This is a genomic window from Burkholderia sp. BE12, assembly GCF_002959955.1.
Lineage (GTDB): Bacteria > Pseudomonadota > Gammaproteobacteria > Burkholderiales > Burkholderiaceae > Burkholderia.
The window spans coordinates 99,919-116,389 of the sequence record NZ_PREY01000011.1 but is presented as its reverse complement, the minus strand read 5'-3'; the positions used below and the strand labels follow the sequence as shown (position 1 = coordinate 116,389).

12 protein-coding genes and 1 pseudogene are annotated in these 16,471 nt (G+C 66.2%); 7 read left to right on the top strand and 6 right to left on the bottom strand.

What is annotated here, in order from left to right; all coding sequences use genetic code 11:
- The first annotated feature begins 375 nt into the window (after nt 1–375).
- The 3 genes and pseudogenes from metG to C4B30_RS14675 all read left to right on the top strand — a co-directional run bounded on the left by metG (nt 376) and on the right by C4B30_RS14675 (nt 3,932).
- Nucleotides 376–2,532 (top strand): methionine--tRNA ligase, encoded by a 2,157-nt coding sequence (gene metG / locus C4B30_RS14685; protein WP_027785138.1) that lies wholly within the window; start codon nt 376–378, stop codon nt 2,530–2,532.
- A 288-nt stretch (nt 2,533–2,820) separates the two neighbouring features.
- A pseudogene (locus C4B30_RS14680) lies at nt 2,821–3,303 on the top strand (Hcp family type VI secretion system effector).
- Between the two features lie 14 nt (nt 3,304–3,317).
- The gene (locus C4B30_RS14675) at nt 3,318–3,932 is read left to right on the top strand and encodes a peptidoglycan recognition protein family protein (protein WP_080681359.1); all 615 of its coding nucleotides are present in this window, start codon (nt 3,318–3,320) and stop codon (nt 3,930–3,932) included.
- A 501-nt stretch (nt 3,933–4,433) separates the two neighbouring features.
- Here C4B30_RS14675 and C4B30_RS14670 read toward each other — a convergent pair.
- Complete coding sequence (locus tag C4B30_RS14670) at nt 4,434–8,477, bottom strand: translocation/assembly module TamB domain-containing protein (protein ID WP_027785139.1); 4,044 nt, start codon at nt 8,475–8,477, stop codon at nt 4,434–4,436.
- Nucleotides 8,478–8,505: 28 nt separating this feature from the next.
- On the bottom strand, nt 8,506–10,320 hold the full coding sequence (locus C4B30_RS14665) for an autotransporter assembly complex protein TamA (RefSeq protein ID WP_027785140.1): 1,815 nt from the start codon (nt 10,318–10,320) through the stop codon (nt 8,506–8,508).
- A 247-nt stretch (nt 10,321–10,567) separates the two neighbouring features.
- On the opposite strand from C4B30_RS14665, the gene C4B30_RS14660 reads away from it, so the two are divergent.
- From C4B30_RS14660 to panD, 4 genes are all read left to right on the top strand, one after another.
- Entirely contained in the window at nt 10,568–10,756 is a 189-nt protein-coding gene (locus C4B30_RS14660) for a DUF3460 family protein (RefSeq protein WP_006478107.1), read from the top strand.
- Nucleotides 10,757–10,760: 4 nt separating this feature from the next.
- Entirely contained in the window at nt 10,761–11,633 is an 873-nt protein-coding gene (locus C4B30_RS14655) for a segregation and condensation protein A (RefSeq protein WP_027785141.1), read from the top strand.
- Between the two features lie 260 nt (nt 11,634–11,893).
- Complete coding sequence (gene panC, locus C4B30_RS14650) at nt 11,894–12,733, top strand: pantoate--beta-alanine ligase (protein WP_027785142.1); 840 nt, start codon at nt 11,894–11,896, stop codon at nt 12,731–12,733.
- A gap of 44 nt (nt 12,734–12,777) precedes the next feature.
- On the top strand, nt 12,778–13,164 hold the full coding sequence (gene panD / locus C4B30_RS14645; protein WP_011545962.1) for an aspartate 1-decarboxylase: 387 nt from the start codon (nt 12,778–12,780) through the stop codon (nt 13,162–13,164).
- A 140-nt stretch (nt 13,165–13,304) separates the two neighbouring features.
- On the opposite strand, the gene C4B30_RS14640 is transcribed toward panD, so the two are convergent.
- The 4 genes from C4B30_RS14640 to C4B30_RS14630 form a co-directional block, all read right to left on the bottom strand.
- Nucleotides 13,305–13,964, bottom strand: coding sequence for a ParA family protein (locus tag C4B30_RS14640; RefSeq protein ID WP_027785143.1), 660 nt, complete (start codon nt 13,962–13,964; stop codon nt 13,305–13,307).
- Between the two features lie 156 nt (nt 13,965–14,120).
- Entirely contained in the window at nt 14,121–14,534 is a 414-nt protein-coding gene (locus C4B30_RS14635) for a DoxX family protein (RefSeq protein WP_027785144.1), read from the bottom strand.
- 148 nt (nt 14,535–14,682) lie between these two features.
- Nucleotides 14,683–14,817: a hypothetical protein gene (locus tag C4B30_RS36060; protein WP_256980616.1), complete on the bottom strand. Its 135-nt coding sequence runs from the start codon at nt 14,815–14,817 to the stop codon at nt 14,683–14,685.
- Nucleotides 14,818–14,899: 82 nt separating this feature from the next.
- The gene (locus C4B30_RS14630) at nt 14,900–16,402 is read right to left on the bottom strand and encodes a cobyric acid synthase (protein WP_027785145.1); all 1,503 of its coding nucleotides are present in this window, start codon (nt 16,400–16,402) and stop codon (nt 14,900–14,902) included.
- Nucleotides 16,403–16,471 lie beyond the last annotated feature (69 nt).

Below are 16,471 nucleotides of genomic sequence, written 5' to 3'. Positions count from 1 at the left end.
GCGACCACGAGAGGAAACGTGCGGGCGCCCTGCCCGCACAGCCCCGCCTGACAAGGCTTTCGGCGGGGCCGGTAACAAATCGAAAAAATTTTCGAACTTCTGTCGCAGGCCGTGGTCAGTATTTACGGTACGTGGCTGGTGTTGCCGGCGCGTCACCATTCTCCTCTTGTCGTTGTTGCTCCGGGGCCGTATCCGCCCCGGTTTTTTTTGCCTGCGAAATTCGTGCTGCAACGCAGCACAATGCTGTCGGGCATGCCGCATGAGCGGCTCTGCCCCGTCTGCCGCCCGGTCCGCGGCGCGTGCCCGCCGCGCCGGCCCGCGCCCCTGCTAGAATCGCGGTTTCCCGTCGTTTTCTGCTGTCCTTTTCCAGACCCTATGTCCGCATCCGACCTCACTTCCGTGCAGGCTGCGGCGCCGCAAGGCGGCCGCCAGATCCTCGTTACGTCCGCACTGCCCTATGCCAACGGGCAGATCCACATCGGCCACCTGGTCGAGTACATCCAGACCGACATCTGGGTGCGGGCGCTGCGAATGCACGGCCACGAGGTCTACTACATCGGCGCCGACGATACGCACGGCACGCCGATCATGCTGCGCGCTGAGAAGGAAGGCCTGACGCCGAAGCAGCTGATCGACCGCGTGTGGACCGAGCACAAGCGCGACTTCGACAGCTTCGGCGTGTCGTTCGACAACTTCTACTCGACCGATTCGGAAGAAAACCGCGTGCTGAGCGAGAAGATCTATCTCGCGCTGCAGGAAGCCGGCCTGATCGCCGAACGCGAAATCGAGCAGGCCTACGATCCAGTCAAGGAAATGTTCCTGCCGGACCGCTTCATCAAGGGCGAGTGCCCGAAGTGTCACGCGAAGGACCAGTACGGCGACAACTGCGAAGTGTGCGGCTCGACCTACCTGCCGACCGAACTGCTGAACCCGTATTCGGTCGTGTCGGGCGCGACGCCGGTGCGCAAGATCTCGAAGCACTACTTCTTCCGCCTGTCCGATCCGCGCTGCGAATCGTTCCTGCGCGAATGGGTGAGCGGCCTCGCGCAGCCCGAAGCGACCAACAAGATGCGCGAATGGCTCGGCGACGCCGGCGAGGCCAAGCTCGCCGACTGGGACATCTCGCGCGACGCGCCGTACTTCGGCTTCGAGATCCCGGGCGCGCCCGGCAAGTATTTCTACGTGTGGCTCGACGCGCCGGTCGGCTACTACGCGAGCTTCAAGAACCTGTGCGACCGCAACGGCATCGATTTCGATGCGTGGATCCGCCCGGGCTCGAAGACCGAGCAGTACCACTTCATCGGCAAGGACATCCTGTACTTCCACACGCTGTTCTGGCCCGCGATGCTCGAGTTCTCGGGCCACCGCACGCCGACCAACGTGTTCGCGCACGGCTTCCTGACGGTCGACGGCGCGAAGATGTCGAAATCGCGCGGCACGTTCATCACCGCGCAGAGCTACATCGACACGGGTCTGAACCCCGAGTGGCTGCGCTACTACTTCGCCGCGAAGCTGAACGCGACGATGGAAGACATCGACCTGAACCTCGACGACTTCCAGGCGCGCGTGAACAGCGATCTCGTCGGCAAGTACGTGAACATTGCGAGTCGCGCGGCAGGCTTCCTGATCAAGCGTTTCGACGGCCGCGTGCAGGACAGCGCGATGAATCATCCGCTCGTCGCGAAGCTGCGCGATGCGATCGCGCAGATCGCCGCGAGCTACGAAGCACGCGAATACGGCCGCGCGCTGCGCCATACGATGGAGCTCGCGGACGAAGTGAACGCGTACGTCGACGGCGCGAAGCCATGGGATCTCGCGAAGGATCCGGCCAATGCGGTCGCGCTGCACGAAACCTGCAGCGTGAGCCTCGAAGCCTTCCGCCTGCTGTCGCTCGCGCTGAAGCCGGTGATGCCGCGCGTGGCCGAAGCGGTCGAGGCGTTCTTCGGGATCGCGCCGCTCGCGTGGGCCGATGCCGCGAAGCCGCTGTCGTCGGCACAGCCGATCAAGGCGTATCAGCACCTGATGACGCGCGTCGATGCGAAGCAGATCGAAGCGCTGCTCGCCGCGAACCGCGATTCGCTGCAGGCCGAAGCAACGGGTGCGGCCGCCGCGAGCGCGAACGCCGCGAAGGATGCGAAGAGCAATGCCAAGGCGAACGCGAAGCCGGCCGTCGCGAACGGCGCCGACGACGCACCGATCTCGATCGACGATTTCGCGAAGATCGACCTGCGCATCGCGAAGATCGTCGCGTGCCAGGCCGTCGAAGGCTCGGACAAGCTGCTGCAGCTCACGCTCGACGTCGGCGAGGAAAAGACCCGCAACGTGTTCTCGGGCATCAAGTCCGCGTACCAGCCGGAGCAGCTCGTCGGCAAGCTGACGGTGATGGTCGCGAACCTCGCGCCGCGCAAGATGAAGTTCGGCCTGTCCGAAGGGATGGTGCTCGCCGCGTCGGCCACCGACGAGAAGGCGGAACCGGGCCTCTATATCCTCGAACCGCACAGCGGCGCGAAGCCCGGCATGCGCGTGAAGTAAGCGGCGCGCTGCCTGAGCAACAACCCCGCACGTCGGTAGCGTGCGGGTTTTTTTTTGCCTGCGCCACGCCGTTGCCGATGCTGACCTTGTTAGCGCCAATGACATCTACCAACGCTGCTTTCCGTTTGCAACGGCCTGCGAGATTACCCCGACGCCAACGCAAAAATCCGTCAAAACCATACATGTCCCATGGATTCAATGCTCCGGGATGAGTAACTTTTCACACGAGAGCCCTTGAGCAGCAGATAGGTGCCTTCGATTTCTCAATAATCCGACGGGAGAAGTAAGATGGCGCAGGATATTTTCTTGAAGCTCACGGGTATCGAGGGCGAGTCGACCGATCGCAGTCATTCGAATGAAATCGAGGTACTTACGTGGACCTGGTCGGTAAGCCAGCAATCCAATATGCACATGGGAAGCGGTGGTGGTGCAGGCAGATGCACCGTTGACGATCTAACGTTCGAGCACTATATCGATCGCGCCACACCGAATCTGATTCAGTATTGCTTGATAGGCAGGCCCCTCGACAGGGCTGTGCTGGTGATGCGCAAAGCTGGCGGCAAACCACTCGAATACCTGAAGATCACGATGGAGGACGTGCTCATTACCGGAGTCAAGCCGGTTAGCAACCCCAACATGCGGGTCCCGCGCTAAGAAGTTCGATTGTCTTTCTCGCGTGTGAAGCAAGAATACGTGATTCAGAACGCTCAGGGCGGTAGCGTCGGAACAGTGGGCATGGGTTACGACATTAAAGCCAACAAGACCATCTGACAACGGGACATATCATGCTGTTCATTTCAAAACAAGGCCATGTCGATGCTGAGCGCATCCAGGTCAAGATATTCTCGGAAATTGAGCGAGGCCCGATGAACAAGATCAATGGAATCGTTGTTCATCAAACAGACGGTCCAACAGCAGAAAGCACCTTTAATAGCTACAGGAAAAAAGGTGCCAATGGCGCACATTTCCTAATCGACAAAGACGGAACAATCCATCAAACAGCTTCACTACTCAAAAGAACCAATCATGTTGGTAAACTCAAATCTCGCTGCATCATTACACATGAATGCCCTGCCGCGGAATTGAAGATAGCATCCGGAATAGAACACAAATATACAAAGCTATCGATTCACGAGCACAAAAAAACATGGCCGAATCGCTATCCATCGAACAACGACTCGATTGGCATTGAATTAGTTGGAGAATCACATGACAAAGACAAGCCCGGCACTAACCGGAAGGAGAAGATTTACGAAGATGTTACAGGGAAGCAAAATTCATCTCTTCGATGGCTAATCAAAGAATTAACAGAGACTCTTTATATTTCACCCCAGGAAATTTATCGCCACCCCCAGCTATCCTATAAAACACCGACAGAAGCAGCCACCGCAAGATGGTAAATTCCCGGCCGACCAGACTCTTGCTCGCACTTGTTTTTATAACATTACAAACAACAACCCAAGCAAGAACCGTAAAAAAAGCGACGATCGATGAAACGGGATTAAATCTTGACACCCAGGACTCCAATTTGATGGAAGGGTGCAAGAAATTTAAGCCAACGATCAACCAAGTGAGACATTATTTCGAAAAGGCATATCCTGTCGAGAGCTACACGATTACGACAGAACGCTACTCCCCCTGCTACACCACCGGGACAATTACATTCAGCGACAACAGCTCAGGCAAATTTCAACTATATTCAGGAGGAACTTCGACATTATTTTGGTCAAGAGGCGGATCAGTCAACTTGCTATATAAAAGAAATAAGTGGCACGATCCCTTTGCTTGCAACTATGGCCTTGGCGACGAGCAAGAATGCTGAACCAGACTCTTGAGGCCCCCGTGCCCCCGACGTGCAGAAGGCCAGGGGCCATCCCCGGTGCCCTGTCATGCCTCCTCCCTCACCGCTGCCCGAACCACCGATCGAAGCGCCGCGTGTAATTCAGGTCGACGCCCTGGAACGTGCCGCCGTACGCGGACACCGACCAGAAGCGCGTCAGGTTGATCGTCGCCTTGAACGCGTTGCTCGCCGATTGAAGCCCCTGCTCGAAGCCGAGCACGAACCGCTCGTTGATCGCCTTCGACACCAGCACGACCTGCGAATCGGTCAGGCCGACTTCGCTGCGGCCGACCGAGACCTCGTCGAGGCCGAAGGTCTGCGCGACGCGCTTGCCGGTCACGCTGCCGAGCAGCCCGAGTGCCGCCGTCATCGCCCCCTGCTGGCCGACGTTGTTGCCCTGGTCCGTGCCGTGCCCGAACAGCAGCCACGACAGCTTTTCGTTGTCCGTGACGTTCGGCTCCGACACGAGCTTGACCGTCGCCGACTGGATCGTGCCCGTCACCTGCACGCCGGCCTCGACCTCCTGGTTGCGCCGCATCGCGAGGATGTTGACGCCCGGGTTCGACACGGGGCCGTTGAACGTGAAGAAGCCGTTCTCGACCGCGAGCTTGCGGCCGAACGTCGTGTACGTCGAGCCTTCGGTCACGCGCACGTTGCCGACCGCGCGCAACGGCACGCCCGGCGCGCTCATCACGGTGATCGTGCCGCGCAGCCCGAGATCCGCGCCGTGGCCCTTGAAGCGGAAGTTGTTGCCGAGGCCGACGTCGATGTTCGCGCGCGGCGCCAGCGACGGCGCCGGTTTGTTCTCGACCGGCTTCGGCTTCGCGACCGCGGTGCCGGTCGGCGTCTCGCCGCGCACCGTGCCGTCCGGCCGCACGATCACGACGTCGTCGGACAGGTGCGGCGCCGATTGCTCGGGCAGGTCGAACAGCGCACGGTCGACCACGAACTTGCCGTCGATCGACAGCGCGCCGCGCGGCCCGTCGTTCGCGACGGTGGCCTTGCCCGACAGCGACAGCTTGCGGTCCGGCGCCGCGAACAGTTCGAGCTTGTCCGCGACGATGCTGGCGGTCAGGTCGGGCGCCTCGCCGTCCAGGCGCACGCGGCCGAGCGCGCGCAGCGTGCCGTCGCCGCCGTGAAATTCGACCTGCTCGAATTCGACGAGGTTGTCCGACAGCTTCACGCGCACGATGCCGTCCTTCAGTTGCACGCCCTGATCGATGAGCGTCGCGGACAGGTCGTCGCCCGTCAGCGTTCCCGACAGGTTCGGTTTCACCGGCGTGCCGGAGACCGTCAGCTTCAGCGCCGCGCGCCCGCCGAGCAGGTAGCTCGGCCCGAACAGGTTGCCGGTGGTCTTCAGCGTGGGGATGTCGGCGTCGATGCGGCCCGACAGCGGACCGTCGTCGACGATGCCGAACACGCCGTCGCGCAGCGCGAACGGCACCGCGACGTTCGCGTCGAGCGTGCCGATCCGGCTCGCCTTCGCGAGCGCCGTCACATTGAGCCGGTTGCCGGGCGCGAAGCTCGCGCGTGCGGACAGATCGGTCAGGCCGAGCGATGCGATGCCGCGCCCGGTCTCGATCGTCACGTCGCCGCCGCGGCGCTTCACCTGCACGTACCCCGTCGCGTTCGCACCGAGCGAGAAATCCCAATCGGCATCGAGCACGACGTCGGTCCGCACCGGCGGCCGCTGGCCGGTCAGCGCCTGGCGAACCTCGAGGAAACGCGCGACCGATGCGCCGGTCACGGCGCCCGCCGAGCGCATCTGGCCGCGATCGAACACGAACGATTTCAGGTCGATCGACGCGCCTTCGAGCGTGAGCCGCGTCGCGCCGAGCGTCACGCGCCCGGCGCCGGCCGATATCGTCAGCGGCGCCTGCAGCGCGAGCGCCGGCGTGCCGCGATTCGCAAGCCGCGTGACGGTGCCGTTCCAGCTCATGCCGTCGCGGTTCTCGACCACGCCGCCGTTCGCCGCGAGCGTCAGGTCGATCACGCGGCCGCCGGCATTCCCGAGCGCCGATGCGTCGAGCGTGTGCTTCGCGCGCGTGCCGTCGAGGTTCGCGCGCAACGACTTCAGCTTGAACGAGCCGAGCGCGACGTCGGCCGCGTCGGTCGTGAACACGAGCGCGCCGTGCGCGCCGTCGCGGATGTCCGCGCGGCCCTGCGCCGAGCCGATCCGGTTCGAACCGACGACGACGTGCTCGGCCTTGTAGCTGGCCGTCACGTTCGGATGCGCGAAGCTGCCGGTCAGGTCGCCCTGCGCCTGCACGAGCCCTTCGACGCCGAAGCCGAGCCGGTCGAGCTGCGGCGCGTCGACGACGAAGCGCAGCCGGTCGCCGGGCGCGCCGAAGCTGCCGCGCAGGTCGACGTGATTGCCGGCAATCGACAGGTTCGCGTTGCTCGGCAGGATCCGCGAGCCGGCGAGCTGCACGACGCCGGCGCCGGTCAGCGGCACGCCGTCGTACAGGCTGTCGCCAAGCTTGAAGGTCGCCTTCGTCGAGACCTGCGGCGCGAACGCGCCCGATGCCGTCAGCGTGCCCGACACGCGCGTCTCGCCGCGCTTGGCCGGCGCCTTGACCGCCTTCGCAGGCGCCTTGCCGCCGCCCGCCTTCGGTGCGCTCATCGCGGCGAGCAGCAGCGGATCGAACGCCGTCAGCGTCGCCTTCGCGTCGTAGCTCGAATGCGCGTCGTGGCGGAACACGCCGGTCAGGTCGATGCGCCCCTTGCCGGCCGTCACGCGCGTGTCGGTCAGCACGGTCTGCTTCTGCGTCAGCGCGACCTTGGCGCGCGCGCCGAGCGCGAGCTTGGGGTCATTCAGGTCGAAATCGACGGTCGTCACGTCGCGCGCGAGCGTGACGCCAAGCGGGCCGCCGAGGCGCATCGGCCGCAGCTCGGCGACGAACGCGTTCAGGTCGAGGTTCGCGACCTTCAGGTCGAAGCGGCCCTTGCCGCCCGCGAGCGTGCCGCCGCCGGTCACGCTGCCGTCGCGGATCAGCTTCAGCGCGAGGCCGTCGATCCGTTGCGCGTGCGCGTCGAGATGCACGTTCGCGTGCGCGTCGATCAACGGCAGCAGATGGTCGCCGAGCGTGCCCGGCTTCGCGTTGACGATCGACACCGGGCCCGTCACCGCGAACCCCTTCGCCGGCGCCGAACCGGCCGGCGCGCTCACCGGCGCGAGTTCCGCGCGCACCGCGAGATCGGCCGCCGGGGCGCCGGGCGACAGCGCCTGCGGGTTCACGTGATCGAACGCGAGCGACGCGCGCGTGAGCGGCACGGCGCCGAACGGCGCGGCCTCGACGTGTGCGCGCCCGTTCAGCTTCATCCCGCTCGCATCGACCTCGGCGACGAGCGCCTCGAGCGAGCCCGACACGCGGGCCCGCGCATCGACCGCTTCGTCGGACAGCTTGCCTGCATAGGTGGCTTCGCCCGTCAGCGCGAACGGCTTCACGCCGTCGAGCTTCGCCCGCGCGGTCAGCGCGCCGTACGGCGTATCGACGCCGTCGAGCACGAGTTCATGGTGCCGGCCGTCGCTGCGGCCGTTCAGCGCGAGATGGTCGAGCTGCGTCGTCGATGCGCCTTCGTGAATGGCGAGGCGGTCGACGCGCAGGTCGTCGATCCGCACCTGCAGCGGCAGGCTCAGGTCCTGCGGCGTCGTACCGGGCGTCGACGGCCCCGGCGCGATCCGCACGTCGATCGTGCCGGCACGCAGATAGGCGACGGACAGCCGCCACGGCGCGCGCGTCAGTGCCCAGCGGCCGTCGAGCCGGTCGATGCGAACTTCGGTGCCGGTGCCGTCGGGGCTGGTCCATGCGAACCCGCGCAAGCGCACGCCGGTCGCGAGCGAGCCCCCCTCGAGCGTGCCCGCGAGCCGCGTGCCGAGCACCTTGCCGGCCGCCTGCCACGCGAGCCGCGTCCCGCGTTCGGTCGTCACCGCGCCCAGCACGAGCCCCGCCGCCAGCACGACGAGCAGCACGACCGTCGCGAGCGTCCACGCGACGACCCGCCACGCGCGGCCGCGGCGCGGCCCGCGCGGCGGCGTGTCGGGCGCGCCGTCGGGCGAATCCGGATCGTGAGGCGGCGGCGTGTCGTTCGGGTCCTTCGTCATGCGGTTCGTCGTGGATAGGACGGCAGGTTCAGAAAGCGATGCCGAGCGTCAAATACGGGCGCACGCTGTGATTGCGCAAGCCGTACGCGACGTCGACGTTGATCGGGCCGACCGGGCTGCGCCAGCGCGCACCGACACCCACGCCCGGGTAAAACACGCGCTCGCCCCATGCATCGGTCGCGGTACCGATGTCGAAGAACGTCGCGGCGCCCCAGTCGCGGTTGAACCAGTGCTGGTATTCGGCGGTGCCCGTCACCAGGTACTTGGTCGGCAGGACGGAGCCGTCGACGCTGTTGCCGATGCTCTGGTAGCCGTAGCCGCGCACCGAATTCGAGCCGCCCGCGCGGAACAGCAGCGACGCCGGCACGCCGGTCGAGCTGCCGCTCGTAAACACGCCGCCGAGCTCCGCGCGGAACACGAACAGGTCGCGCTTGCCGATCGGCAGGTACTGCTGCCCGCGCGCGTAGCCGCGGACGAAGGTTTCGTCGGCCAGCGCGCCCTTGACCGCGAAGCCGGCCTCCGCATGAATCAGGTTGCCCGAGCGCGGAAACAGCGGATCGTCGACGTTGCGGCGGGTCCACGCCCACTGCGGCACGAGCGCGCGGCTCGTGGTCGGCCCCGCGCCGTTCTGGTCGAGTCGGTCCTGGTAGTACATCAGCGAATACGAATAGTCGATGAACTGGCCGGTGCGCGCGCGCTGCACGCCGACCCGCGCGCTGTAGATGCGCGTGTCGGACACGTTGGTGTTCGTATACGACGCGAGCACGCTGTTGGTCCAGCCCTTCTCGCCGGGCGGCATCGACAGCTGGACCTGCCCGTACTGCTGGATCTGGTCGAGCCGGCCCGACACGGTCAGCGGCCATGCGGCGCCGAAGGTGTCGAGATACGTATAGGAACCCTGCACGTGCGGACCGGTATCGGTGGCGAAGCCGACGCCGCCGCGAATGTTGTTGTACGGGAACTCGCTGACCTTCACGTGCACGGGCGTGCGCTCGGGCTTCGACGTATCGTCGCCGACGTCGATCGCGACGCTCGCGTAGTACGGCGTGTTCTGCAACTGCCGCTGCAATTCGTTGATCCGCCGCACGTCGTAGATCTCGCCTTCCGACAGCGGATTGACGTTCGTGACGATCTTTTCCGGATAACGGCGCACGCCGTCGACGTCGACCTTGCCGATCGTAAACGTCGGGCCGCTGTCGAACGTGACCGCGAGCGTCGCACGCTGCGTGCGCGGATCGATGCGCGCCTCGGACGACACGATCTTCGCGCCGAGATAGCGGCGCGACTGCAGTTGCCGCAGCGCCGCACCCTTCGCGTCGTCCCAGTCGGACTGCGTGAACGGGTCGCCCGGCTTCATCGAGAACGCGAAACGGGTGGCGGTCTCCTGCTTCGGCTCCTCGGTTTCGACGGGCCCCTTGAACGTCAGGTCGACCGTCGACACGATGGTCTGCTTCCCCGGATCGACCGCGATGCGCACGTCGCGCTTGCCGTCGCGGGTGCGCACGTCGGTACGCACGACCGGCGAGAAATAGCCGGCCGTCGCGGCCAGGTCGCGGACCTGCTGCGGCGTGGCGGTCACGAGGAAGTCGAATTGATCGTCGCTGATGTCGTCGCGCTTGGCGAAGCGGGCGATATCGAGATGGGTCTTGAGGAGCTTGCGGATCGAGCGCGGCGCGTCGATGTCGACGTCGTACTTCGCGTGGGCCGGCAGCGCGAAGCACGCGGCCAGGCAACCCGCGAGGGCCGCCCGCGCGACGCGGGCCGCGGCGCCGGCGCGATCGCGGGCCGCGCGCGAGCCCGCGTCATGCGCCATGTGTGCTTGCTGGTTCGACTGCCCCGCCAAATATGACCTCGCCGTCCTGGATCGTTACGGTTTCGTGGAAAACCCTGTATTTGACCACAGGGCGCGGGCGTCGCAGCCAAACGATTGTGAAAGAATGCCAGCGCCCGACAGGGCCGCCGCCCCATGCCCGCCGGCACCGCCAGCGGATTCGACGCGCGATTGGCGCCGGCTGTTCCCCGCGATGCGGTAAAATCCCGCCATCGCGAATCCGGCGCATCGTGCGCCGCCCGAAACGGAAGATCCAGCCATGCCGTACCAGTCCGACGTCACGCAGTTCCTGAACCAGCTCAAGCAGCAGAAGCCGACGCTCGAGGAAGAGCAGCGCAAGGGCCGTTCCCTGCTGTGGGACAAGCAGCCGATCGATCTCGAAGAGCGCGCCGAGCAGCAGGAATCGCGCGTGAAGCAAACGTCGTACGTCTACTACCAGAACTTCTGACGACGTGAGCGCCGCCGACGAGGCCAGCGCCGCCCGGCAGGACGACGCGATCGCCGCGCCCGCGGGCGCCGATTCGACGCCCGACACGGTCGACGGTGTCGCGGCGTTCGCTCGCCTGTACGGCGAGCCGCTCTTCAAGCTGCCGCAGGATCTCTACATCCCGCCCGATGCGCTCGAAATCTTTCTCGAGACCTTCGAAGGCCCGCTCGACCTGCTGCTCTACCTGATCCGCAAGCAGAACTTCAACGTGCTCGACATCCCGATGGCGCAGGTCACCGCGCAATATCTGGGCTACGTCGACCAGATCCGCACGTCGAATCTCGAGCTGGCGGCCGAGTACCTGCTGATGGCCGCGATGCTGATCGAAATCAAGTCGCGGATGCTGCTGCCGGTCAAGAAGGCCGACACGGGCGAGGAGGCCGAGGATCCGCGTGCCGAACTCGTGCGCCGGCTGCTCGAGTACGAGCAGATGAAGCTCGCCGCGCAGCGGCTCGACCAGTTGCCGCAGCTCGGCCGCGATTTCCTGCGCGCCGAGGTGTATATCGAGCAAAGCGTCACGCCGCGCTTTCCCGACGTGAATTCGGACGATCTGCGCGCCGCGTGGGCCGACGTGCTCAAGCGCGCGAAGCTCGTCCAGCACCACAAGATCTCCCGCGAGGAGCTGTCGGTGCGCGAACACATGAGCCTGATCCTGCGCCGGCTGCAGAACGCGCGCTTCATGGAGTTCGCCGACCTGTTCGACACGTCGCGCGGCGTGCCGGTCGTCGTCGTGAACTTCATCGCGATGCTCGAACTCGCGCGCGAATCGCTGCTCGAGATCACGCAGGCCGAGCCGTTCGCACCGATCTACGTGCGCCTCGCGTACCTGCCCGCGTAAGAGCCGCCCCCGCCGCTTCCCGCTCCCCGGTTCGTTCGGACACTCACCGCTTCGCCGCGGCCGATGGCCGTCCGGCGGGTGTCCGGCACGCGTCAATAAAAAGTGAACGATCGTTCTTTTATCGATGCGTGCCGCGGCCAAATCCTCTACAATCCGCCGACGCCCGATGCGCCGCCCGCGCGCCGGCGTTCTCCGCTTCGACCCCGACGCCGCTGTTGCGGCGTCAACGCGCGCCTGCGCGAGGAACCCGCTACCCGATCATGAAAGTCATCAGCTCGATCCAGGAACTGCGCGACCAGCTGCGCGGACAGAACCGCACGGCGTTCGTGCCGACGATGGGCAACCTGCACGAAGGGCACCTGTCGCTGATGCGCCTCGCGCGCCAGCACGGCGACCCGGTCGTGGCGAGCATCTTCGTCAACCGGCTGCAATTCGGCCCGAACGAGGATTTCGACAAGTATCCGCGCACGCTCCAGGACGATATCGAGAAGCTGCAGCAGGAAAACGTGTACGTGCTGTTCGCGCCGACCGAGCGCGACATGTACCCCGAACCGCAGGAATACCGCGTGCTGCCGCCGGACGATCTCGGCGGGATTCTCGAAGGCGAATTCCGGCCCGGCTTCTTCACCGGCGTGTGCACGGTCGTGTCGAAGCTGATGGCCTGCGTGCAGCCGCGCGTCGCCGTGTTCGGCAAGAAGGACTACCAGCAGCTGATGATCGTGCGCCGGATGTGCCAGCAGCTCGCGCTGCCGGTCGACATCATCGCGGCCGAAACCGTGCGCGACGAGGACGGCCTCGCGCTGTCGTCGCGCAACCGCTACCTGTCGGTCGACGAGCGCAAGGAAGCGCCGGAGCTCGCGAAGACGCTGCAGCGCGTGCGCGACGGCGTGCTCGCCGGCGAGCACGATCTCGGCAAGCTCGAACAGCAGGCCCGCACGCACCTGGCTGATCGCGGCTGGGCGCCCGACTACCTGTCGATCCGCCGCCGCGCGAACCTGATCGCACCGAGCGCCGCCGAGCTCGAAGCCGGCGAGCCGCTCGTCGTGCTCGCCGCCGCGAAGCTCGGCGCGACGCGCCTCATCGACAACCTCGAAATCTGACGGGCGGCCCGCCCGCGCCTCTCACGACGCATCACGGAGACACCATGCAGCGCCACATGCTCAAATCGAAGATCCACCGTGCGGCGGTCACGCACTGCGAACTGCACTACGAAGGTTCGTGCGCGATCGACGAAGACCTGCTCGAAGCGGCGGGCCTGATCGAAAACGAACGGATCGACATCTGGAACATCAACAACGGCGAACGCTTCTCGACGTACGCGATCAAGGGCGAGCGCGGCAGCGGGATGATCTCGCTGAACGGCTCGGCCGCGCGCCGCGCACAGCTCGGCGACCTCGTGATCATCGCGGCGTTCGCGATGGTCGACGAAGCCGAACTGCAGGCCGGCTGGAAGCCGAAGCTCGTGTTCATCGACGACGGCAACAAGATCAAGGGCCACCGGGACCACGTCCCGACGCAGAACTGGACGTAAGCTGAGCGGCACGGCCGCGTGCCGTGGCGCACGGGCCGCCGCGCGGCACTCCCGCTCGCGACCGAAGGCACGGACGCCGTTCGCCACGGAATCCGTGCCTTTCTCTTTGCGTGTCACGCCGGGCCCGGGCGGCCGGGCGCTCAGGACGTCTTGGCGGCCTTGTCGGCCTTCGGCACGCGGCGCTCGGCCCATTCGACGATCGGCCGCCACTGTTCGAGATCCTTCTCGACCCGGCTTTTCGCGACATCCCACAGCGTCAGGCCGTGCGCGGCGATCTGCACGTAGTTCTGCGTGTCGCGCACGTAGCCGAGCACCGGCAGGCCGAGCCCTTCGACGAACCGGTGCAGCTGATCGGACGAGCGCGTGCGCGCATCGACCCGCATCCCGACGATCCCGACCTCGACGCTGCCCTTGCGCACGGCCTTCTCGCCGGCGAGGCGCTCCAGAAACTGCTGGGTCGCGAGAATATCGAACATCGACGGCTGCAGCGGCACGATCACCTTGTCGGCCAGTTGCAGCGCGACGTTGAGCCGCGTGCCGTGCAGGCCCGCCGGCGTATCGATCACCGCATATTCGAGGCCGCGCGGCGGCTTCGACGGCGCGTCCGGATCGAGATCCCACGCCTCGATCGCCGGCAGGCCCGCCGGCCGCAGGTCCAGCCACGCATGCGCGGACTGCTGCCGATCCAGGTCGGCCAGCGCGACCCACGCGCCCTGCGCCGCGAAATAGCCGGCTAGATTGGTGGACAGCGTGCTCTTGCCCACGCCGCCCTTCGGATTCGCCACCACGATGACCGTCATGAATTCCCCCGAAAATGCCGCGCGGCGCCGGCCGCATGGCAGGCGCCGCTCGATTGCGGATACAGGGAGCGATGATATCGGCAAAGGGGTGTCACCGGAACCGGTCGCGGCGAACCGCGGGCCGCTTTCGTGCGCTTCCTTCCCCTTTCCTTCACATTACGCGCGCTGGGCCGTGCCCTCCCGCGCGCCGATCGCGAGCGCGCCGCCGCCCAGCAGGGCCTGTACGGCCAGCGTGACGGCCCAGAACGCCGGATATTCCCAGCCGCCGTGCGGCGACGAGAAGCTCCAGCCGTTCGGCAGATGCGCGGCGAGCGCGCCGAGCATGAACGGCAGCAGCACCAGCGCGGCGATACGCACGCGGAACCCCGCGAGCAGCGCCAGGCCGCCCGCCAGCTCGACGAACGTGGTCAGGTACGCGAGCCACGACGGCAGGCCGATCGACGCGAAGAACTGCGCGGTGCCGGGCAGCGTGAAGACGAATATTTTCTGCGCGACGTGCGCGAGGTACAGCACGCCGAGGGCGACGCGCAGCAGCGTCGCGGCGAAATCATTCAGGCGGTTGGGGTTCATGACGGATTCCTTCGGGAGTGGACGGGGAATGGACGCACTCTATTCGAATCGATTCGACCGATAAACACGCCACGTCGATTAAATTGATTCCATTCAGGAACGAATAGAAGCAAAAAAAGGGCATGACCAATCATGCCCCGCATCCAGTTCAGTAACCGCTCTTGCCTTGCGTTGCGTCACCGCCGGACTGCGCGCCGCCCGGCGCAGACGAATCGCAGGCATACGCCGCCGCCGCGCCCAGCAGCGCCGCAAGCAGCATGCTCCACCACCATCGAGCCCTCATCGTCGCTCTCCTTCGGGCGGACCCCCGCCCTCCTCCGTTGTACGCGATCGGGCGAAAAAAGCGAGGGCGGACCGGCTCGCCGTCAACGAAACTCGGCGTACAGCGCGTCGAGGTCGAGATGCTCGGCGAACGTGTCGGCCAGCCGCTCGAGCGACGCCTCGCGCAGCGCCGGGTAGTCGATGCGGGCCGCCCCGTCGAGCCCCGCCCACGCGAGCAGCGCCGCGCATGCGTCGGGCGCGTCGAACAGCCCGTGCACATAGGTCGCGAGAATCTGGCCGTCGGCCGACATCGCGCCGTCGGGACGCACGCCATCCCGCGCGGCATCGGCATCCAGCGTCAGCGCGGGCGTCGCGAGCGCCGGCCCGCGCGTGTCGCCCATGTGGATCTCGTAGCCGCGTACGGCCGCGTCACCCGGCAGCGCGAGTTGCCCGGTCACGTTCTTCAGCGTCTTGTCGGGTTGCAGCGTCGTGTCGAAATCGAGCAGCCCGAACCCCGGCACGCTGCCGGGCGCGCCTTCGAGGCCGAGCGGATCGTCGAGCGTGCGGCCGAGCATCTGCATGCCGCCGCAGATGCCGATCACCTTGCCGCCGTAGCGCAGATGGCGCCGGATCAGCGCTTCCCAGCCCGCGTCGCGCAGCCACGCGAGGTCGCGCTGCACGCTCTTCGAACCGGGCAGGATCAGCAGGTCGGCGTCGGGCACGGGGCCGCTCTTCCAGTACGTGAATTCGACCTGAGGATGCGCGCGCAGCGGGTCGAAATCGGTGTGGTTGCTGATGCGCGGCAGCGCGGGCACGACGACGCGCAACACGCCGGCCTCGCCCCGCGCGGCGGCGCTGCGCGCCTGTGCGGGCAACATGTCCTCCGCGTCGAGCAGCAGCCCGTGCAGGTACGGCAGCACGCCGAACACCGGCTTGCCCGTCCGGGCACGCAGCCAGTCGAGCCCCGGTTCGAGCAGCTCGAGATCGCCGCGGAAGCGGTTGATCACGAAGCCGCGCACGCGCGCGCGCTCGCTGTCCGACAGGCATGCGAGCGTGCCGACCAGGTGCGCGAACACGCCGCCGCGATCGATGTCGGCGACGAGCACGACCGGGCAGTCGACGCGCTCCGCAAACCCCATGTTCGCGATGTCGCCGTCGCGCAGGTTGATCTCGGCCGGGCTGCCGGCGCCTTCGACGATCACCGTGTCGTACCCGGCGCGCAGGCGCGCATACGACTCGAGTACCGCCTCGAACGCGACCGGCTTGTAGTCGTGATACGCCCGCGCGTCGAGATTCATGCGCGCCTTGCCATGAATGATCACCTGCGCGCCGCGGTCGCTCGTCGGCTTCAGCAGCACCGGATTGAAATCCGTATGCGGCGCGACGCCGGCGGCCAGCGCCTGCAACGCCTGTGCGCGGCCGATCTCGCCGCCGTCGACCGTCACCGCGCTGTTGAGCGCCATGTTCTGCGGCTTGAATGGCGCCACGCGCGCGCCGCCGCGGCGCGCGAGGCGGCATAGGCCCGCGACGAGCGTGCTCTTGCCCGCGTCGGACGTCGTGCCCTGGATCATCAGCGTGCCGCGCGGCCGCGGCTCGGGTGCATTCATCGTGTCAAAGGTCGTCGCGAAGCAAAGGCGGCATTATCGCCCGCGGCGGGTCGCCCGCACCGTTACAAT